This window comes from Odoribacter sp. N15.MGS-14 (assembly GCF_000980245.1).
GTDB classification, from domain to species: Bacteria; Bacteroidota; Bacteroidia; order Bacteroidales; family Marinifilaceae; genus Odoribacter; species Odoribacter splanchnicus.
In genome coordinates, this window is the sequence record NZ_LARE01000033.1 from 1 (window position 1) to 21,194 (window position 21,194).

A 21,194-nucleotide genomic window follows, 5' to 3' on the forward strand; every position below is an offset into this window, starting at 1 on the left:
TGTTGAAATCCTGCCGAGAAAAATCAGTAAAATAATTGAATCTTTTGAAGATGAGGATGCACTTAAGGGTATAGGAAAAAATATCTATGAATTTTCTTATGATGACAAAGGACGAATTGTATCTTTAAAGGTGACCGAAGACGGAGAAACAGAACCTTATATGTCAACATGTACCTATTCTTCTAACCAATTGGTAATTAAAGAAATTGGAGGTGATAAACAGACCGAAACATATACGTTAGAAAACGGGAAAGCCAAGCATTACAAAAAGACCTATCCCATTTATGAAGAATTCGATGAATTTGCCTTCGAATATGGGGGAGATTATTTAAGTCAAATAAAAGGTATTATTGAAAGTGAATATCCGACCACGGAAAATTTTATTTACGTTGGAGGCAAATTGACTCAATATAAATGGATAGATGAGGAATTTGATAATGTATATGCGTTGCTTGATTTTACATATGATCAACAACTTAACAATTTGAATTTAGACTTGTTTGGAATAATTCTTGCGGATTACTTTGAAAATATTGAAGACCTTTTCCTTTATGATATTACCGGAAAACGTTCTGTTTATCTGCCAGAGAAAGTAAAAGTAAGTGGGATAGATGATGAAGATGGAAAATACGAATATTCAGTTTCTTTTAAATATGAAGTAAAAGATAATTACATTACCAAAGTCATTATAGATGAAGATGGGGAAAAATATGAATATGAAATTTTCTATGAAAATTGATTCTTGACCAAACAACCCTCCGGAAACTGATCATCTGTCTTTATTGTGTGTATAAGCGGCTGGTTAGAGCCGCTTATTTTCGTTTCATGTTTCACAAATATGTATAATTAAAAATCCAATCATCTGATTTTTAGATGATTGGATTTTATTTTTGTGGTCCCACTTGGGCTTGAACCAAGGACTCCCTGATTATGAGTCAGGTGCTCTAACCAACTGAGCTATGGGACCTGCATTTTTCATGCACCAAAAAACCGCGAATCTTTTGACGGGTGCAAATATAGGGATAAATTTCTGTTTTATACAAAAGATGTAGGAAAAAAATGTTATTTTCGTTGGATGGAAATGGCTTGGTCGGTGGGTTGGAATGTTTTATCGGGTAGATTTAGAGAACTATGAAAATTTGTTTGCTGGTTATTGGGAAAACAGATGCGGATTATATTCGGGCGGGAATTGAAGAATACGAAAAACGGTTGAGGAAATATGTGGGGTATGAGATGAAAGTCTTGCCGGATGTCAAGAATACCAAACATATGAGTGAGGCATTGCAAAAGGAGAAAGAAGGTTTGTTGCTATTGGAACAATTCTTGCCGACCGATTATGTGATTTTGCTGGATGAACGGGGAAAACAGTACGGTTCCGGCGAATTTTCTGCTTTTTTGGCACAAAAGATGCTGAATGGGATAAAGCGGTTGGTTTTTGTGATCGGAGGACCTTATGGTTTTTCGGAAGCGGTCTACCGAAAGGCTGATGAGCTGTTGTCTTTATCGAAAATGACTTTCTCGCATCAGATGGTCCGGATGATTTTTGCCGAGCAGATTTATCGGGCGATGACCATTATGAAGGGAGAGCCTTATCATCATGAATAAAACCGGGAAGTAGAATAAATGAGCATATGAAGCGGAAGGCGTTTATCGTTTTGTTTGGTGCTGTGTTGTTGCTGATGGCGACAGCGCTGACGGAATATCTTTTCTATCGGCAGGATGAGAATACCTGGGTGGAACGCTTCGAAAGCCGTTTGCATGAACAGGAACGCAAAGCGGATCATTTATTGGCGACTTTTAGAGACAGCGTAGATATCGACTCCGAGGAATGGGAGGAGGATCTTATCTTTGTCGGGATTCGGGAGGGCAGGGTTTTCTTTTGGACGAACGAAATTATCGGAGATCGGCATTTATCCGAATTGCTGACCAGTGGGAGAAATTTCACGAAGATCGGAAATACCTATTACGAAATCCGGAGGAAAAGATATAAAGATATCGATTATTATGCCTTATTGCGGATCAAAGACGACTATCCCTATACCGGTAAATACATCAAAAACAATTTCGGAAAGTTTCTGAATATTAGTGAAGAGAATATCGGGCAGGTAGAAATCTCTACAGTCACCGTTGAACAGGGACATTTGATCACTGATAAGGACGGTATGGGCTTGTTTTTTATCGTTTATGGCGATCATTACAAAGAACGGGCTTCCAATTATCTGTTGCTTTCTTTCTATCTGCTGTTTTTCCTGAGTTTGTTTTATGTGTATGATTTGGTATTGAAACATACGGATTGCTGGAAAAGACAACTCCTTTATTTTGCCGGATTTATATTATTTCTGGCCGGTTTGCGCTATTTTATGCAAGCCTTTCGTCTGCCTCCTACTATTTATCGTCTGCCGATTTTCGATGAGACTTTTTCTAAAAAAATATTTATTACTTCTATCGGTGATTTATTATTGACTACTTTCTGTATTTTTCAGGTTTGTTATATCACTTTGTCGAATATCCGGATTAATTACCAGGATGAGAAACTGTTGCATTATCGTTACCTTTTCACTGGTGGGATTATTTTTCTGATTTTTCTATATGTCGATTTCTTCAATTTTTCCATCGATCTGGTGGTGGAAAATATGGATATTCATTTGAATATCGCGCAGTTGGTACATGTGGGGCTCTCTTCTATTCTTTCGTTTGTCGCGATTATTATGGGAGGATTGGTGATCGTGATCACTATCTATGGTGCTGTTTCTGTTTTCTGGCACATGATGTCGTTCATAACGGTGATTAAAGTCGTCACTTACATGTGTGTTCTGTTGAGTCTGGTCAGTTATATGTTCAGTTTATATACGAACTTCTGGGATTGTTTTTTTATCTGGATCGTTACGGTTTTACTGGCTGTTAACAGGTATTTATTGAAGCGGGATATACAAAGAAGTATTTATATCCTTGTCATATTTTTATTATCCATCTATGTGGTGATGGTGACTAAAAAATATGAAAGCTATAAAGAGCAACGCCAGCGTATGAACTATGCCACCGAGCTGATAGAAGAAAGGGATTATAATTTCGAAAAGCGGTTGGTGGAGATCGATCGGGTCATACGCGGTTCGGAGGAACTGAAAGGATGGATCGAGGTTGGTGAGGAACAGGAAGCGGAAGCTTTGTTGAGTGGAGAGCTATTAGATTTGAGAGGATATAATTATTCTTGCGAAATCACTTTTTGCCGTGCCGGTGACAGTCTTTGGCTGACCGATACCCGCGAACAATGGGGATGCCGGGAGTATTTCGAATGGATTATACGTAAAAACGGGCACCGGATCGACGACTCCGGTTTCTATTCCATCGGTGTTTTTGATGGATATGTCACTTATATCGGGCGATATCGTTTCGGGGAAGTAAATCTTTATCTTCGTTTCGATGCAGTCAAGGACGACGAAGGCATAGGGTATCCGCAAATCCTATCCCGTAAATCTGCCGATGGGAAAGAGGACGGTTATTTTTACTCCTATGCTAAATATAGCTATGGGGAGTTGGTGTCTTCTTCGGGAAATTTTGTGTATTATAAAAAATTATCGGCATTCGGTAAAGATGCCCGTAATTTCGACCTGTTCAATAAAGACAAATATTCGCATATGCTGATCCCTGTGGACAACAACAGTACCCTGGTCATCAGTTTGCATGAGAATACTTTCGCTCTTTATTACATGAATGTGTTGTATGCTTTCTTCGTTTGTATATTGATTTCTTCCTATGGTTTGTTTTTTAATGTTAACCGGAATATCAATTTCAGGCGAGGTACATTGAGGGCCCGGATAAAAAACAGTATTATATCTTTGATTTTTATCCTTTTTGTTATCCTGACAGCCTTGAGTATTTATATGAATACCGTGAGTTTTAAAGGGCGGCATAATGCTAAAGCGATCGAATTGCTGAAATATGTCAATAAAGAATTAGAGCGTTTGCCTTGTGTGGATGCCCGTAAATGTCCCGAAGTTACGGGCCGGCTATCCGATATGTCCGAATTACTGCTGATCGATATCAATATTTACTCCAGACAAGGGAAATTGATAGCTACTTCGCGCCCGGAAATTTTTGAATATGGATTCGAGGGTACTTTGGTCGATCCTGAAGCCTTGAAACAGATCGAAAAGCTCGGGGTGACCAGTTATATCGCAAACGGGAAAGTGGGCGAACTGACTTATATGTCGGCTTATATGCCGCTGGTATTGGACAATGGAAAATCTTATATACTGAATATCCCTTATTTCGCTCAAAATGACGAACTGAATCTGGATATTATTATTATGGTAGTCATCACGGTGAATATCGCTATTGTGATGATGGTCCTGGCTTTTATTTTATCCGGTTTGGTGGCGGAACGTGTTACCCGGCCTTTGCAGATGCTGAACGATAAATTGAAGAAAATGCATGTCGGAGGGAAAAATGAGAAAATTGTTTATAACCATGCCGATGAAGTCGGCCGCTTGGTGGAAGAATACAACAATATGGTGGATAAGCTGGATGAAAGTATTGTGCAGCTGGCAAAATCGGAAAGAGAGAGTGCCTGGCGTGAAATGGCGCGGCAGATTGCTCATGAAATTAAAAATCCGCTGACTCCGATGAAGTTGAATATCCAGTTTATGCTGCGTTCTTTGCAGATGGAAGATACGGAGAAATTTAAGGAACGTTTCAGAGCCATTTCCGGCATGTTGATCGAGCAAATCGATAATATGGCTGCCATTGCTTCTGCTTTCTCTGATTTTGCCAAGATGTCCGAGGCACATAATGAGACTTTCGAAGTAGATGAGTTAGTACGCAACTGCTCGTTGCTTTTCAAAAATAATACAGAAGAATTGGAATGTGATGTGGAGGAAGGGATCCGGATATTGGCCGACAGGGAACAGATGAGGCGGGTGTTGATCAATCTGTTGAAAAATGCAGAACAGAGTATCCCCGAAGGCCGGCAGGGAGTTATCAGGATCACAGTCCGTAAAAAAGAGGGGAAAGTGGAAATCCGTATCCGCGATAATGGGCAAGGCATACCGGAAAATCTTCGGGAGAAAATCTTTCAGCCGAATTTTACCACCAAATCCAGTGGCATGGGATTGGGGTTGGCTATCTGTAAACGGATTATCGAAAGTATGGGCGGGGAGATCGGTTTTGTGAGCGAAGTAGGGGTCGGTACGGAATTTTTCATTATATTGGATATTGTAAGAGCATAATTTCAAATTGGTGTCGTCTATGATTTGGGTGTGGATTTTGATTGGATTTGTCGTGGGGGAAGGGAGTATGGCCGGAGTGTGGTATTGGATGGAGAAAAAACGGAAACGGCAAAAGGAAGTTCAGGATAAAGGCAGGGTAGTGATTCCGCTCCGGGATATGGTACAGTTGGCTAATATCAATACGGCGATGGATGTCGGTTATCTGATGCTGGAGTATAAAATAAATCTGAAAATTCCTGAGTTTTATGACAAGTATATGAATCTGGTCAAGAAGCAGAAAGAATTGTATTTTAGGGAACTGATCGAGATTTTTAGTCACAATAAAAAAGAATATGTCCGGGATTTATTGGATAAATACGCCGGATTTTCTACTCAGGATGTGTTGTTATTACTGATGTGTGAAATGCAGTTGGATAATAAAACCATGGCCCGGATTATGGGGCTGACTTTGGAAACCCTGAAAAAACGCAAGACCCGGATGCGGATAAAAATGCGGACGGCTTCTCCTGTCACTTTATAGGCAGGAGTTGCCGGATACGGGTTGCGATGGTTTCCGGGCGGATATCTACCATACATTGCTGGTAAACACCTTTTTTACATTTCCCGCTTCCATCTTTCGTACATGGCCGGCACGACAAGGCGGTCTCGAATATCTCGGCGGTCGGACCGGTGGGAAAACCGAAAGCGGTCGGGCCGATAAGGGCCAGAGTCGGGATTCGGAAGAGATCGGCGGCATGCATGAAACCGGTGTCGGCACTGACGACGATATGGGAACGGTGAATTAGGTAGCAGGATTCCAATAAGGTTGTTTTACCTGCCAGGTTTTCTACCCGTTCAGGAGCTTCGGTCCTGATTTCTTCGCAGAAGGTATCGTCCGGACCCGCCAGGATCAGAAAGTGGTATTCCGATAGTAAGGTGATCAGCTTTTTCCAATGTTCGACCGGCCATCTTTTCTTTATCCAGTTGGCAGAAGGGACAAGGGTAATCGTATGGGCCTGTATACGGGAATTCAGCTTTTCCGGGAAATTTTCCGGGAAATACCAGTCGTCGTAAGTATCCGGGAAACGGTCGATCCCCCATTTTAAAAGTGGTTTCCGGTAAGAAACGACACCCCGGAAAGGCCAGGGAAACCGATTGATACCCCAATTGAAAAGTAAAAACCTTTTCCAGCGTTCTTTGCTACGCAGGGTGAAATGCGGACCTTTGCTCCACCAGGGTAATAATTTTAGTCTTAAGATATTAGACCGGATATTACTATGGGCGTCATAAATATAATCGTAATGCTCCTCCCGGAGTTGCCGGGCGATTTTTAACAGGCCTTTAAGGCCGAGTGCTTTATCGAAAGCCCATATTTTACCGATGCGCTTGTCCATGGCCAGGAAAGAAGACATATCTTTTCGGGCGATCCAATGGATTTCTGCATCGGGAAAATGTTCCCGGATACCGTCGATGATTCCCATACATTGAATGATATCGCCTATCGAGCTAAAACGGATGATCAGAAATTTGGGCATAGTTAATCGTTATTAAGAATGAGCGAACATAAGGCACGGATACCGGTTTCCAGAGCGGCTAGGTCCGGGAAAAATTCGGGGGTATGCAGTTTCCCCGCAGAGTGGGTAGTCGAACTTACGCCCAAGCGGATGAATGTTGCAGGGAGGATTTGGCTGTAACGGGCGAAATCTTCCGTGGTCATGCGCCGGCTCAACCGGATCACTTGTTTTTCTCCGAATTCTGTTTTTAATGTTTCGATCGCTTGTTTTGCTTTTTCCGGCTGATTACAGAGACAGGGGTACCCTTCGATTATTTCTATCGCCGGGCGGGCTCCCATACTTTCGGCAATCGCTGTGGCTATCCGGCGGATACGGGTTTTAGCCTCTTGGCGCCAGGTTTCGTCGAAAGTGCGGAAAGTCCCTTCTAACCGGACTTCTTTGGGGATAATGTTCATCATGCTGTGGCATCTGAAATGACCGAAAGTCAGGACGGAAGGAATGAAGGGAGAGGCGTTCCGGCTGGTAATCTGCTGCAGAGCCACGACGATATGGGAAGCGATCAGGATCAGGTCTGCCGATTGGTCGGGTAAGGCGGCATGTCCTCCCGGGCCGTGCAGGGTGATGGATATCTCGTCTCCCGAGGCCATATATTGACCCGGACAGATGCCGAGCTGGCCGACCGGAAGGTCCGGTTCTGCATGTAAAGCGATGATCCACTCCGGAAGATGGGTTTGGAAAAAAACATTTCCGATGATATCCCGGGCTCCGCCGGGCAAAACCTCTTCTCCGTGTTGGAAGATGAACATCAGGTTAAAGGGCAGTGACCGGGTGGCCAGTATTTCTGCCGTTCCCAATAAGACGGCCGTGTGCAGATCGTGCCCACAGGCATGCATAATGCCCGGGTTACGGGAAATAAGAGGATGATCTTCCTTTTCGGAGATCGGCAGGGCGTCGAAGTCTGCCCGTAAGGCAATTGTCCGGGAAGTGTCTCTACCGGGCAGAAAACCGATGATCCCTGTCGGGCCTGCGTTGGTATACTGAATTTGCAGGCAGTCAAGAGTACGGCGGATATAGGCTGCGGTCTGTTCTTCTGCAAAGCTTAGTTCCGGATGTTCGTGCAAATAGGTATAATGCATTCGGGCATTCGTGAGCAGCTCAGGGGGTATATTTATCATAAAGCTTTATTTACAATTCAAACTATATTTTCAGGTGGTTTTGAGCTAACGAAGTTAAAATTTATTCTTGAATCATCGAAATCCTCGGTAAAAAGAATTATTTTCGTATTCCGAATTCATAAAAGAAAAGAGAATTTGATGTATGTATATTTTTGAGTGAGTGTATGTTGTTTTATGCTAATTTTTGTGATATGAAAGTGCTTTTATCGATTGTTTTTCTGTTTGCCTCTTTGGCAACTTTTTCGCAAGCTGTGATCAACTTCAGTAACCGGGCACATGATTTCGGGACGATTAAGGAAGTGAATGGAGCTGTTTCTTATGATTTTGAGTTTGTGAATGCCGGGACTGCTCCGATATTGATCAAAAATGTAGAATCTTCGTGTGGCTGTACTTCTCCGCAGTGGAGTAGACAACCGGTTTTACCCGGACAGAAAGGGTTTGTGAAGGCTACTTTCGATCCGAAAGACCGGCCGGGATTTTTCGATAAGACAATAACGGTATATTCGAATGCTAAACCGACTGTAGTGGAACTGAAGATTAAAGGTACAGTCGAGGGGAAAGCCCGGACAGTGCTCGATGATTATCCTTATGAGCTGGCTTCCGGTTTACGTTTGCCTTTGGAGCATATCTCTTTGATGAAAGTGCACAAAGGAGAGGTGAAAAGTATGTCTGTGGGAGTTTTCAACAATGCCGGTAAATCAGTTGCCGTTTCTTTTACGGACTTACCGGCTTATATTAAAATGGCTATCGAGCCTCAGCCTATTCCCGATAAAGGGAAAGCGACGATCAAGGCGGCCTATAATACGGCGATGAACGGTGAATATGGATTGAATAAAGAGCAGGTGACGATGGTGGTCGAGGGGAAAAAATACACCTTGCCGGTTTCGGTCTTCATCGAAGAAGACTTTAAAAATATCGATCCGGCGACAGCCCCTCGGATTGAAGCGGACAAACGATATCATAACTTCGGGCATACTCCTGCTGCTCAAGTGGTTTCCTGTACTTATCAGATAAAAAATACCGGCCAAACTCCTTTGACGATTCATCGTATATATTCCAACGATGAGCGGGTAACTGTCGAAATGACCCGGAAGGAACTGAAACCGGGAGAAGCGGCTGCTTTGAAGGTGAATACGAAATCAGGAGCCGATGCCGGGAAGGTGACTTGTTTAATCAGTGTGATTAGTAATGCACCTGCCAATCCTGAGTTGACTTTACGTTTTTACGGAAATATCGATTGAAATTATTAATATATTAGTTATGAGAAAACAAATCCCCAACCTGATCACTTGTATGAATGTTATTTCCGGTACGCTGGCTATCTTTCTGGCTATGTACGGACTGTTGACCGCTGCTGCTATCCTGATCCTGGTGGGGATGGTTTTCGATTTTTTCGACGGGATGACCGCCCGTCTGTTGCATGTCAAGTCGGAGATAGGGAAAGAACTCGATTCGCTGGCCGATATGGTCAGTTTCGGGGTTGCTCCTGCTATTCTGGCGTATTTTCTGATCGTTAGAGAATTACCGGGAGGTGATTTCCTGCATTTTGCCACCTGGACGCTGGGACAGCAGATTACAGCTGTCATGCCGGTCGTGATCGCTCCTTTCTCGGCTTACCGCTTGGCTAAATTTAATCTCGATGTACGTCAGGCCACTTCGTTTATCGGTATGCCTACGCCTGCTAATGCATTGTTTTGGGTATGCCTGGTTTTCGGAAGTTATTATACTCCGGAACTCTATATGACCTTGTTCGGAAAGCCGGGGGTATTGGCAAGCAGTGCCCTTATCCTGTCTATTCTTTTGATCAGTGAATTACCGATGTTTTCGTTGAAGATTTCGGGATTCGGCTGGCGGGAGAATAAGATTCGTTATTGCTATTTTATATGTTTGATTATATCGGCAGGTATTTGGGGAAAGGGGATTCTCATTTTTATCATCCCCCTATATATCCTTTTTTCTGTCGTAGAGGCTTTGATAAAAATTACCACTTCAAATCGTTGACCGGATCGTAGTCAACGTAGTCTTGCGAAGGGGAAATTACTTTGTTACAAGTGATTTTTCCGGATGCAGATGACTGAATAGCAGGAATGACCGGTTGTACGCCGGAACTATTCACATCCCGGTTCGGATCGGAAGCCGTGTGGAAGAAATCCAGTTGGGTAATGATGACGATACCTGCGATAGCTGTCGCTCCTAGAGCATATTTCAAAAGACGGTGCAGAATATTACCGGAAGATTCTAAATTGATATATTTGGGAATATCCGGGTTTTGGGTTGACCTGCTGGTACCCGATACGGCGGGTTTTATTTTATCGGATAAACCGACCTTCACCACTGGAAGTGGCTCCATTCCTAAGGTTTCTGCAAAAAAATTATGTTTTCCGGGTTCGAAAATGATATTAAAACGGCGGTCTGTAAAAAATACACCGATGTCTCCGAAAGCGATCCGTTGTCGTTGGTTTAGCCGAATTTTCAGGTCTTCGCAGAAAAGCATCAGCTGGGAAGTAGCCTTCTCATAGCTGATATTTTCTTTGCCGGCAATCCAACTGACCAACAATCCGTCATTGTGGGTCAGGTTACGGTTGAATAAAATATCCTTAGAGGGTGGGCAAATCAAACCACTCTCGTCGTCGATATAAGCACTTTTATAGTTGCAGATAAATCCCCCGAAGTCCGGAATGATTACGCAATCGTGTAAAAATAGCAAATCGGATATGTATTCAATAAATTTATGCATAGTACAAAAGTAAGAAAAAAACGGATATCCGCCAATAACCCGAAAAAATTAATTTCACCCTGTTGAAGCGACCAATTTTAATATTTTATTACTTACTTTGCATGAAATACAGAATAAAACAATAAATTTTTAGCCTTATGAAGATTTTTGTAACAGGGGGGACCGGCTATATCGGTTCGCATACCGTGGTGGAGTTGCAACAGAATGGATATGATGTCGTTATTGTGGATAATTTGTGTAATTCCAATATCGGCGTATTAGACGGAATTGAAAAGATTACAGGCATCCGGCCTGAGTTTGAACAGATCGATCTGACAGAAGGAGAACAGGTGCGCGATTTCTTTCGCCGGCATCAGGATATAAAAGCGGTTATCCATTTTGCCGCTTTGAAGGCTGTGGGCGAATCGGTGCAGAAACCTTTGGAATATTACCGGAATAACCTGAATTCATTAATGAATGTCATTGCCGGAATGCGTGAGTTCGGAGTAAAGAATCTCGTCTTCTCCTCTTCCTGTACGGTGTATGGACAAGCCGATGTTTTGCCGGTTACCGAACAAACACCCCGTAAACAAGCCGAATCTCCTTATGGAAATACAAAAGCGATGTGTGAAGATATTATGCGGGACTTTGCGAAAGTAGAGTCTGGCATGAACTTATTGGCACTGCGTTATTTCAATCCGATCGGTGCTCATCCTTCTGCTCTGATCGGGGAATTGCCTAACGGTGTACCGAATAACCTGATTCCTTTCCTGACCCAGACGGTGGCAGGTATCCGTCCGCAATTGAGTGTCTTCGGGGATGATTACAATACGCCCGACGGTTCTCCGATCCGGGATTATATCGATGTGGTCGATTTGGCGAAAGCTCACGTTGTGGCTATCCGGCGTTTACTCGACGGAAAAAATAAAGCCAATTACGAATATTTCAATATCGGAACAGGAAACGGGCTTTCGGTATTGGGTTTGATCAAAGCTTTTGAAAAAGCTACCGGCGAAAAAGTAAACTACAAAATCGTAGGACGACGGGCCGGAGATATCGAGAAAGTATGGGCAGATACTACCCTGGCTAATCAGGAATTGGGATGGAAAGCCGAAGTTCCTATCGAAGAAACTCTGGCCAATGCCTGGAAATGGCAACAAGCGTTGATGAAGAAATAAAAAGAAGATAAAAATAGGGAAACGATCGTTTCCCTATTTTTATAACTGATAAAATTATTTTTTTGCCGGACTTTCCAGAATCTGATCGAAGAAGGTGGCGTAATTTTCGATGTATTCTTCCGGAGTGGTGTATTCTGTCACCGGTTTGCCGCTTTGTGTCGCATAAGCCTTTAGTTCCGGGTCGACATTAGAGCTATTGAAAATAATCCCATCCGAATAATCGAAAGCCAGTTTATTGACGTTCGTATGGGTCGGTTCGCTCAGGATACGTACGTCTTCCGAAGTAATATTTTCACTCAATACTTTCTTTTGAAAATCCTGGTCTAAGGTGCCACCGAACTGGTCATTATAGGTAGAATATACTACTTTAGAATGAGCGAATATCGGATCTTCGTTGTATTCCTTTTTCAGATACAGAGGCACTAAAGCGGTGAACCAGCCCTGGCAATAGATCAGGTCCGGAGCCCATCTTAATTTTTTTACCGTTTCGAATACTCCTCTGGTAAAAAAGATCGCCCGTTCGTCATTGTCCGGGAAGAAAGACCCTTTTTCATCGGTAATCACATGTTTCCGTTGAAAATAGTCTTCATTGTCGATAAAATATACCTGCATCCGGGCAGATTGGATAGAGGCTACCTTGATAATCAACGGGTGGTCTGTGTCATTGATGATCAAATTCATTCCCGACAGGCGAATCACTTCGTGAAGCTGGTTACGTCTTTCGTTAATACATCCATAACGCGGCATGAATGTCCTGATTTCTTTGCCTTTTTCCTGAATCCCCTGAGGTAAGTAACGGCCGATATGGGCCATTTCCGATTCAGGTAAATAAGGCATGATCTCTTGAGATATAAAAAGAATCTTTTTCTTCGCCATAACTACTTTTTCCCAAAAACCTTACAAAGGTAGTCATTTTTGTTCACAAATCAAAAAGCGTTTGGCTAAATTTGAATTTGTACTCTTTTGTAAATGAAAGAGAAGACGGTATTGTTTTTTTGTTTATATTTGGAAAAAGTAAAATAAATCATGGCAGCTCATAATGATTTGGGGCGGAAGGGAGAGGAGAAGGCGGTTGAATATTTGGTGCGGGAGGGATATGTTGTTTTAGAACGCAACTGGAGGTTAAAACACCGGGAATTGGATGTTATTTGCCTGAAAGGGGATCTGTTGGTGGTTGTAGAGGTGAAAACCCGTGATTTGCCGGAAGAACATCCCGAGGAACTGTTGGATTACCGCAAGAGAAGAAATATCCGTATAGCGACGGATGCCTATATTAAAGCGAAAGGGATTCGGGCTGAGGTGCGCTTCGATTTGATTTTGGTGATCGGGCCTGATTTAAAGATTGAACATGTAAAGGAAGCGATTCAGGTGTTTGAATAGAAAGAATAACGATTTAATGAAGGATTCGTTAAAAAGATAAGGATTGGATTAGACTAATTTCAGTAATAATATAAAAAGAATGTGTTATGGCGACAATGAAAGCAAAATATTTGGGACAACTCCGTGTGGAGTGTGAACATGTGGCGAGCGGTACGAAGATGATGACCGACGCTCCGGTCGATAATTGTGGTAAAGGGGAAGCTTTTTCACCCACCGATTTGTGTGCTGCTGCTTTAGGTTCTTGTATATTGACTACCATGGGGATTTATGCCGGTCAGCATAACATCGATCTGGAAGGTACAGAGATGGAGATAACGAAGACTATGGGGACAGAGCCCCGGCGTATTGTAAGAATCGGAATCGATATTTTTATGCCTGCGAAAGCTTATTCTGCCAAAGACCGGATTGTTTTGGAGCGGGTGGCACAGACTTGTCCCGTTTATTATAGTCTGAACGAACATTTGGAAAAGTCGGTTCGTTTTCATTGGTCGGTATAGTTGTTGAGTCGTCGACTCGATTATTCAAATAAGTAAACGTATGGTTTTTGTGACAGGTGCAACCGGATTATTGGGTAGCCATTTATTGTATTTTTTGGCTGTTTCAGGCCATTCGGTTTCGGCATTGCGTAGAAAACAGAGCCGGCTGGAAGATTCCCGGGCTGTATTTTTACAGTATCCTGACGGTGAAAAATATTGGAACACGATCAATTGGGTCGAAGGGGATGTGGTGCAAAAGGAGGGGCTGGCCGAATATGTCCGGCGGGCTGACTATGTTTATCACTGTGCTGCTGTGGTGTCTTTTTCGGGGACGGATCGGATGCATCTGATGAATACCAACCTGCAAGGGACTGAAAACGTGGCGGCTCTGTGTCTGGAATATCAGGTGAGGCTTTGTTATGTCAGTTCGATCGCAGCCCTTGGTGATGCCCGGCAACCGGAAGATTTGATCGACGAGGATACACCTGTTATCGCCGGTAGAGAGCATTCGGTTTATTCTCAAAGTAAAACGGCTGCTGAAAAACTGATCCGGAAATATATCGGTTATGGATTGAATGCAGTTATCGTATGTCCGTCGGTGATTCTGGGGGCGGGTATGTGGCATCGCAGTAGTGCACGATTGTTTTTTACCGCTGCTAAAGGAATTCCTTTTTATACGCGGGGTATGACCGGATATGTGGATGTCCGGGATGTGTGCGAATTGATGATCCGGTTGTGTGAAGATCCTTTGGTGAGTGGGGAACGTTTTGTGTTGAATGGAGGAAATTATACTTATCAGGAACTTTTTACAGCTATAGCCCGGGTGAATGGAGTACAGCCTCCCTGGTGGAATCTTGCACCCTGGATGACCGAACTGGTATGGAGGATGCTGGCCTGTTGGGGATACCTTTCCGGATCTAAGCCTGCTTTTACCCGTGAGACTGCCCGGTCGTCTCAACATTGTTCACGATATTCGAACGCCAGGATACTCAGCCTTTATCCGGATTTTCATTTCTATCCTCTGGTAGAGACGGTAGATCATATGCGGCTGATGTGGATTTCAGCATCTGCAGATCCGAAGCATAAATGAAAAATCGGGTTGGCTTTCTAAACTTTATGAACTTTCTAAACTATTTCTTACTTTTGTGCCAAATCATAAAAAAGGGTAAATGAATCATCCATTATTAGAAAAATTAGAGACTTATTATATCCGTTTTAAGGAGATCGGACAGTTGATCACCGATCCTGAAGTGATTCAGGACATGGAGCGCTATGTGAGGTTGACCAAGGAGTATAAGGAGTTGGAGACAATCACCCGAACTGCCGATAAGTTTAAGGCGGCCCTGCTTAGTGTCGAGGAATCGAAAGATATTCTGCTGCACGAAGAGGATAAAGAACTTCGCGAAATGGCTGAAATGGAGATCGAAGAGCTGGAAGATAAATTGCCGGGTATGGAGCAGGAATTGAAGTTGTTACTGGTACCCGCAGATCCGGACGATAGTAAGAATGTTATACTCGAGATCCGGGGAGGAACGGGAGGAGATGAAGCCTGTCTGTTTGCCGGCGACCTGTTCCGGATGTATGCGAAATTTTGTGAGCGTAAGGGGTGGAAAGTCGAGGTGACCAATGCCAATGAAGGAACTGCCGGAGGATACAAAGAAATCGTGGCCAGCGTTACCGGTAAAGGTGTGTACGGCATTATGAAATATGAATCGGGAGTGCACCGGGTGCAACGGGTTCCTGCTACGGAGACACAGGGACGGGTGCATACTTCGGCAGCTACCGTGGCGGTATTGCCTGAAGCCGAGGCTTTTGAAGTGGAAATCAACGAGGGGGCGATCAAATGGGATACTTTCCGTTCGGGAGGAGCAGGAGGACAGAATGTGAATAAAGTGGAATCCGGTGTCCGGCTGCGGTATGTCTGGCAAAATCCCAATACCGGTGTGGCCGAAGAAATCCTGATCGAATGTACCGAAACCCGGGATCAACCGAAGAATAAAGAAAGGGCACTTTCCCGTTTGCGTACTTTTATCTATGATAAAGAACATCAGAAATACATCGACGACATTTCGGCTAAACGCAAGACGATGGTCAGTACAGGTGACCGTTCTGCTAAAATCCGTACCTATAATTATCCGCAAGGACGGGTAACCGATCACCGGATCAACTTTACACTTTATAATTTACAGGCTGTGATGGACGGCGAAATCGACGAGATTATCGAAAAACTGCAGATCGAAGAAAATACCGAGCGTTTGAAAGAAAGCGGACTGTAGAAATGTACGATTTATCATTTACAATTAAATCATATGGATTATAATCAATTATTTGAACAGATAAAGGCAAAGAAATCCTTCCTTTGTGTCGGCTTAGACTCGGATATCGCTAAGATTCCCCCGCATTTGCTACAGTTGGAAGATCCTGTTTTTGAATTTAATAAAGCCATTATCGATGCGACGGCCGAGGTGGCTATCGCCTATAAACCCAATATCGCTTTTTATGAAAGCCGGGGTGTCGAAGGATGGAAAAGTCTGGAGAAGACTATACACTATATCCGGACGAGTTACCCGGATATTTTTACTATTGCGGATGCTAAGCGGGGGGATATCGGAAATACTTCGCAGATGTATGCCAAAGCTTTTCTGGAAACTCTTGCTTTCGATTCGATCACGGTGGCTCCCTATATGGGAGAAGATTCGGTGACTCCTTTCCTGCAATATGAGGGAAAGTGGGTTGTACTTCTGGCCTTGACTTCCAATAAAGGAGCTTATGACTTCCAGTTTTTTGAAAGCGAAGGGATGAAATTGTATGAAAAGGTACTCGAAAAATCACAGGACTGGGGGAATGCCCGGAATATGATGTACGTTGTCGGAGCGACAAAAGCCGAGATGCTGGCCGGAATCCGCCGGATCGTGCCCGATCATTTTCTGTTGGTGCCGGGAGTCGGAGCTCAGGGCGGAAGTCTCGAAGAAGTGGCAAAATATGGAATGAATGCACATTGTGGCTTGATAGTCAATTCTTCCCGGGGCATTATTTTTGCCGACCGTACAGAAAATTTTGCCGTACGTGCACGGGAAGAAGCGTTTAAACTGCAAAAAGATATGGAGCGGTTGTTAGTGGAAGGGAAAGTATTATAGGCTGGCTTCTTTTGTCATAGTCGGGTGAACCTTGAGTTCGGTCTGGCAAAAAAAACTCCGGATTCTCGGCAGAGAAGCTGAATCGGAAAACTAAAGTTTTACCGGTAGAACTGAAAGTTCGTTCGGCTATGATAAAGTGAATTTTTTCTGACAAAAAGTTTCGGGAATGTTTCTGGAATTATAATACTTTGGATATAAATTCTGTAAATCCTTCTTCTTTGTCCGATCTTACTAATTTATAGTGTCTTTGTAAATTAACCGGGGCATTGGCTACCAAATAGGCTTCGGCACAAATATCCAGAAAATCGATATCATTATAATCATTGCCTAGTCCGGCAACCTCTTTACAATTGATATTCAGTTTTTTTAAAAGAGTTTGACAGCTATTGCCTTTATGGATACCGCCGGCAAAAATTTCCAGCCAGATCGCCCGGTTGTCTAAAGGCGAAGTGGAGCGTACTACGGAATAACCGGCTAAATCCGAACGGATTTTTTCTAGTAACCGTAATTGCAGGGCATCGAGAATCATCACGAATTGGGTGGCTTTACCCTGTATGCCGGCCGGTGATTCTATCGGGCTTCCGAAAGGCCGGTAGGTGGCCAGGCGTTTTTGGTAATCGGGATGTATCGGGTAAAGGGTTGTGTAATAAAAATAATGGTTATCCGGGATTTCCCGTTGGATGGTGAAATTGATATTATATTCCCAAAGATAAGAGGCTATTTCCCGGGTCTCGGACATACTGAGGTGATGAGCCGACAGCAATCGGCGATCGCTCCAACGTAGTGTACCGGCACCGGAAGAGAAAACCAGATAATCTATCGGAAAACCGGCAGGTAATATTTTGAGGGCGGAATACAGGTTGCGGCCTGTGGCAATGATCCGGATACATCCTTTATTCCCGGCTAGCCGGAAGGCTTCCAGGGTATCGGCACTGATGCTCCCGCCTCTGGGAAGAAGTGTACCGTCCAGATCGGTAATAATCGCTTTGATCATCCGGGCAATAGTTCGTAAGTGAAATAGGGCAGGGATTCATTCAGGTAGTGAAGCACTTTTTCCTGGTTCATCCCGTCTAAAGGATTGTGGGCATACCCGAAAGTAGCCTTGATTCCCATGTTGATGAAGTGTACAGCCCGTTCGATCGCTTCAGGTAAACTGTCGCCGTTGAGCAGACAACCGGTGATGACACTTGCAAAAGCATCACCGGTACCCGGATAACTGGCTGCAACGTAATCGCTGCTCACCCGCCACAGGCGTTCGTCGTTCTTATTATAAGCGAGCGTAGCCACTTTTTTTTCATTTCCCGACGGAGCCGAAGTGATGATAACATATTCCGGCCCGAGTTTACTGAGGGCTTTACACCATTCGATCGCTTCGGCCGGGGGTGTGTGAGGAGATGGCGCCGTATCTAAAAGAAAGGCCGCTTCCGTCAGGTTGGGTGTGATCACATTCGCTTTTTTACACAGTTCGCGCATCCCTGTTATCATGCCGGTATCCATCCCCGGATAGAGTTTACCGTGGTCTCCTAAAACAGGATCGACTAAGATGAAATTGTCGTCCTGACTGAAATCATCGAAAAATCCGGATACGATATTCATTTGTTTTTCCGATGCCAGATAACCCGAATACAAAGCATCGAAATGTAAGTCCAGTTCTTTCCAATGATCGATGATCCCCTGCATCTGGTCGGTTAGATCGAAGCTACGGAAATCTTTGTATTCGCTGTGGGCGGATAAAATAGCCGTGGGGAGAGGGCAAACCTGATACCCCATATAAGAAAGAATGGGGATGGCGACTGTCAGGGAGGCCCGGCCATAACCTGACAAATCGTGTATTGCGGCAATTTTTTTCATAGTCGAGAATATCTGTTTGTGCAAAAGTAGGATAAATAAGTCGAAAGTCCATAAGGTTTATGAAGTCCCTGAACCTTGTGGGCTTTTTTTAGCAGCTACGGGAGCGACCGATCGGAGCCGAAGGTTCCGGTAAGGAGGTGCACCGCAGGGGTCTACAGACTTTATGAACTAAGTATATCCGGGATTTTGGCTCCACCGGACTGAAGATCCGTTCCGCAATTTTGTGTAGACTCTCGATAATTGAAGTGTTTGTGTGTAATTTTGAGGGGTATGTGTAAAAATATAGTATTATTTTCTATTTTTGCCCCTGAAAAATAATGGTGTTATATAAAAAATTAATCTTTTATCGATTGTATGGCAAAAATAAGATTCTCGGCATTAGAAGAGCTGGCTCATCGGAAACCTTTAGAAGTCCCAAAACGGCGACGGGTATCTGAAATTTTCGGATGTGATGTACTTACCATAGAGAAAATGCGTCAGTATTTGTCTATAGAAGCTTTCAAGAAATTGGAAAAGGTGATGATAGAAGGTGGGACGATAGACAGGGGACTGGCCGATCAGGTTGCTGCAGCGATGAAAGCCTGGGCTGTAGAAAAGGGAGCAACCCATTACACTCACTGGTTTCATCCCCTGAACGGAGCTACGGCAGAAAAACACGATGGGTTTATTGATTTGCAAAAAAACGGAAGTATGATAGAAGCCTTCGACGGCCGGATGCTGGTACAGCAAGAGCCCGATGCATCGAGTTTTCCGAACGGCGGTATCCGGAATACTTTTGAAGCCAGAGGATATACCGCCTGGGATCCGGGATCTCCTGCTTTCATCAACAACAACACCTTGTGTATACCGACGGTATTCGTGGCTTATACGGGCGAAGCCCTGGATTATAAAACGCCGATGTTGAAGGCCTTGGCGTTGATCGACAAGGCAGCTGTCGGCATTTGCCAGTATTTCGATAAAGATGTGGAAAAAGTGACGGCAACCTTGGGATGGGAACAGGAATATTTTCTGGTCGACGAAGCCTTGTTCAATGCCCGGCCTGACCTGAAATTGTGCGGCCGTACTTTGATGGGCCATTCGGCAGCTAAAGATCAGCAGCTGGAAGATCATTATTTCGGGGCTATTCCCGAGCGGGTAAATGCTTTTATGGATGAACTCGAATACGAGTGCCATCGGCTGGGCATTCCGGCAAAAACCCGTCACAATGAATGTGCTCCGAATCAGTTTGAACTGGCACCGATTTTCGAGGAAGCGAACCTGGCTGTGGATCATAATCAGTTATTGATGTCTACGATGAAGCGGATAGCCAAACATCATAAGTTCCGGGTATTGTTGCATGAAAAACCTTATAAAGGAATCAACGGTTCGGGTAAACACAACAATTGGTCTTTACTGACGGATACCGGAGTGAATTTGTTGTCTCCGGGGAAGAACCCGAAGTCCAATATGCAATTCCTCGTTTTCTTGGTCGCTACTACAAAAGCTGTATTGGAACAGGAGGCCTTGTTTAAAGCTTGTATCGTTTCTTTGGGAAATGAGCGCCGTTTGGGAGGGGATGAGGCACCACCGGTGATTATGTCCGTATTCCTGGGACAACAGCTCGATTCTATTCTGGACGAAATCGAACAGAAAGTGAGCAGTAAGAAGATGAGTCCTGATGAAAAGACCGAATTGAAGTTGAATGTCGGTAAAATTCCTGAAATCATGCGGGACAATACCGACCGCAACCGTACTTCTCCTTTTGCTTTTACCGGTAACCGTTTCGAATTCAGAGCGGTAGGTGCTTCTGCCAATTGTGGTGCAGCGATGATCGTACTCAATACCGCTGTGGCTGAACAATTGATTGCTTTTAAGAAAGAAGCCGATGCATTGATCGATAGAGGGGTGAAAAAAGACGAAGCGATTTTTCAGGTCTTGAGAAAGTATATCATTGCTTGTAAAAAAATCCGTTTTGAAGGTAACGGATATAGTAAAGAATGGCAGGAAGAAGCTCAAAGGAGAGGGTTGTCGGTCGATAGTGATTGCGTGGGGGCGCTCAAAGCTTACTTGGCTCCGAAAGCCAGAAAATTGTTCGTAGAGAACGGGATCTTTACCGAACGTGAACTGGAAGCCCGTTTTGAAATCAAGAACGAGATCTATCTGAAAAAACTACAGATCGAATCCCGGGTATTGGGGGATCTGGCCTTGAATCATATTATCCCGACAGCGATTACTTATCAAAATACCCTGATCGAGAATGTGAAAGGGTTGAAAGAGATCCTGCCGGATGTATATAATGAAGTGGGCGAAGTGCAGTTGAAAGCGATTAAAGAGATTTCTACCCATATCAAAGAGATCCGTACTTTGGTCGACGAAATGACCGAAGCCCGTAAAGTGGCTAACAATTCTATTTCGAATGAAGTGGAAAGGGCTCAGGTTTATTCTGCTACGGTTTTACCGTATCTGGATAAAATCCGTTATCACATCGATAAGCTGGAACTACTCGTCGACGATGAGATCTGGCCCTTACCGAAATACCGGGAATTACTTTTCTTTAAATAGAAAAAGGGATCGGGTACGGTAT

19 protein-coding genes and 1 tRNA gene are annotated in these 21,194 nt (G+C 43.8%); 13 read left to right on the forward strand and 7 right to left on the reverse strand.

What is annotated here, in order from left to right:
• Window positions 1-739: DUF4595 domain-containing protein (locus WS34_RS08545; RefSeq protein WP_046404303.1), on the forward strand; the 739-nt coding region annotated here is incomplete at its 5' end.
• A gap of 154 nt (window positions 740-893) precedes the next feature.
• On the opposite strand, the gene WS34_RS08550 is transcribed toward WS34_RS08545, so the two are convergent.
• Window positions 894-967, reverse strand: a tRNA-Ile gene (locus WS34_RS08550).
• 164 nt (window positions 968-1,131) lie between these two features.
• On the opposite strand from WS34_RS08550, the gene rlmH reads away from it, so the two are divergent.
• Genes rlmH through WS34_RS08565 form a run of 3 tightly spaced genes read left to right on the forward strand, consistent with a single transcriptional unit; the run spans window position 1,132 to window position 5,745 of the window.
• A complete protein-coding gene (gene rlmH / locus WS34_RS08555) occupies window positions 1,132-1,605 on the forward strand; it encodes a 23S rRNA (pseudouridine(1915)-N(3))-methyltransferase RlmH (RefSeq protein WP_013613276.1) in 474 nt (157 codons plus the stop codon).
• 26 nt (window positions 1,606-1,631) lie between these two features.
• Window positions 1,632-5,225, forward strand: a complete 3,594-nt coding sequence (locus tag WS34_RS08560; RefSeq protein ID WP_046404305.1) for an ATP-binding protein — start codon at window positions 1,632-1,634, stop codon at window positions 5,223-5,225.
• 19 nt (window positions 5,226-5,244) lie between these two features.
• Entirely contained in the window at window positions 5,245-5,745 is a 501-nt protein-coding gene (locus tag WS34_RS08565; RefSeq protein ID WP_013613278.1) for a hypothetical protein, read from the forward strand.
• Here WS34_RS08565 and WS34_RS08570 read toward each other — a convergent pair.
• Window positions 5,735-6,739 (reverse strand): glycosyltransferase family 9 protein, encoded by a 1,005-nt coding sequence (locus WS34_RS08570; RefSeq protein WP_046404307.1) that lies wholly within the window; start codon window positions 6,737-6,739, stop codon window positions 5,735-5,737. The genes WS34_RS08565 and WS34_RS08570 overlap by 11 nt on opposite strands.
• 2 nt (window positions 6,740-6,741) lie before the next feature.
• Window positions 6,742-7,893, reverse strand: a complete 1,152-nt coding sequence (locus WS34_RS08575) for a M20 metallopeptidase family protein (RefSeq protein ID WP_022161192.1) — start codon at window positions 7,891-7,893, stop codon at window positions 6,742-6,744.
• A 191-nt stretch (window positions 7,894-8,084) separates the two neighbouring features.
• On the opposite strand from WS34_RS08575, the gene WS34_RS08580 reads away from it, so the two are divergent.
• Window positions 8,085-9,134 (forward strand): DUF1573 domain-containing protein, encoded by a 1,050-nt coding sequence (locus WS34_RS08580; protein ID WP_202189682.1) that lies wholly within the window; start codon window positions 8,085-8,087, stop codon window positions 9,132-9,134.
• 19 nt (window positions 9,135-9,153) lie between these two features.
• Window positions 9,154-9,894: a CDP-diacylglycerol--serine O-phosphatidyltransferase gene (gene pssA, locus WS34_RS08585; RefSeq protein WP_013613282.1), complete on the forward strand. Its 741-nt coding sequence runs from the start codon at window positions 9,154-9,156 to the stop codon at window positions 9,892-9,894.
• Here the strand turns inward: pssA and WS34_RS08590 are convergent.
• The gene (locus tag WS34_RS08590; protein ID WP_046404310.1) at window positions 9,875-10,630 is read right to left on the reverse strand and encodes an HU domain-containing protein; all 756 of its coding nucleotides are present in this window, start codon (window positions 10,628-10,630) and stop codon (window positions 9,875-9,877) included. The genes pssA and WS34_RS08590 overlap by 20 nt on opposite strands.
• A 137-nt stretch (window positions 10,631-10,767) precedes the next feature.
• Here WS34_RS08590 and galE point away from each other — a divergent pair, with 137 nt between their 5' ends.
• Window positions 10,768-11,787: a UDP-glucose 4-epimerase GalE gene (gene galE, locus WS34_RS08595; RefSeq protein WP_013613284.1), complete on the forward strand. Its 1,020-nt coding sequence runs from the start codon at window positions 10,768-10,770 to the stop codon at window positions 11,785-11,787.
• 54 nt (window positions 11,788-11,841) lie between these two features.
• On the opposite strand, the gene WS34_RS08600 is transcribed toward galE, so the two are convergent.
• Window positions 11,842-12,663, reverse strand: coding sequence for a glycogen/starch synthase (locus WS34_RS08600; RefSeq protein ID WP_013613285.1), 822 nt, complete (start codon window positions 12,661-12,663; stop codon window positions 11,842-11,844).
• 150 nt (window positions 12,664-12,813) lie between these two features.
• On the opposite strand from WS34_RS08600, the gene WS34_RS08605 reads away from it, so the two are divergent.
• The 5 genes from WS34_RS08605 to pyrF all read left to right on the forward strand — a co-directional run bounded on the left by WS34_RS08605 (window position 12,814) and on the right by pyrF (window position 16,780).
• Entirely contained in the window at window positions 12,814-13,167 is a 354-nt protein-coding gene (locus WS34_RS08605; RefSeq protein ID WP_013613286.1) for a YraN family protein, read from the forward strand.
• 86 nt (window positions 13,168-13,253) lie between these two features.
• Window positions 13,254-13,664, forward strand: a complete 411-nt coding sequence (locus WS34_RS08610) for an OsmC family protein (RefSeq protein ID WP_046404312.1) — start codon at window positions 13,254-13,256, stop codon at window positions 13,662-13,664.
• A gap of 40 nt (window positions 13,665-13,704) precedes the next feature.
• Window positions 13,705-14,733, forward strand: coding sequence for an NAD-dependent epimerase/dehydratase family protein (locus WS34_RS08615; RefSeq protein ID WP_022161187.1), 1,029 nt, complete (start codon window positions 13,705-13,707; stop codon window positions 14,731-14,733).
• Between the two features lie 79 nt (window positions 14,734-14,812).
• Entirely contained in the window at window positions 14,813-15,919 is a 1,107-nt protein-coding gene (prfA, locus tag WS34_RS08620; protein WP_013613289.1) for a peptide chain release factor 1, read from the forward strand.
• A 33-nt stretch (window positions 15,920-15,952) separates the two neighbouring features.
• A complete protein-coding gene (pyrF, locus tag WS34_RS08625) occupies window positions 15,953-16,780 on the forward strand; it encodes an orotidine-5'-phosphate decarboxylase (protein WP_046404314.1) in 828 nt (275 codons plus the stop codon).
• Between the two features lie 178 nt (window positions 16,781-16,958).
• On the opposite strand, the gene WS34_RS08630 is transcribed toward pyrF, so the two are convergent.
• Window positions 16,959-17,774 carry an HAD family hydrolase gene (locus WS34_RS08630; RefSeq protein ID WP_022161186.1) on the reverse strand — a complete coding sequence of 272 codons (816 nt, stop codon included), beginning with the start codon at window positions 17,772-17,774 and terminating at the stop codon, window positions 16,959-16,961.
• A complete protein-coding gene (locus tag WS34_RS08635; RefSeq protein WP_022161185.1) occupies window positions 17,771-18,631 on the reverse strand; it encodes a pyridoxamine kinase in 861 nt (286 codons plus the stop codon). The genes WS34_RS08630 and WS34_RS08635 overlap by 4 nt, the downstream gene beginning before the upstream one ends.
• Window positions 18,632-18,985: 354 nt before the next feature.
• On the opposite strand from WS34_RS08635, the gene WS34_RS08640 reads away from it, so the two are divergent.
• A complete protein-coding gene (locus WS34_RS08640) occupies window positions 18,986-21,172 on the forward strand; it encodes a glutamine synthetase III family protein (protein ID WP_013613293.1) in 2,187 nt (728 codons plus the stop codon).
• The last annotated feature ends 22 nt before the right edge of the window (window positions 21,173-21,194 follow it).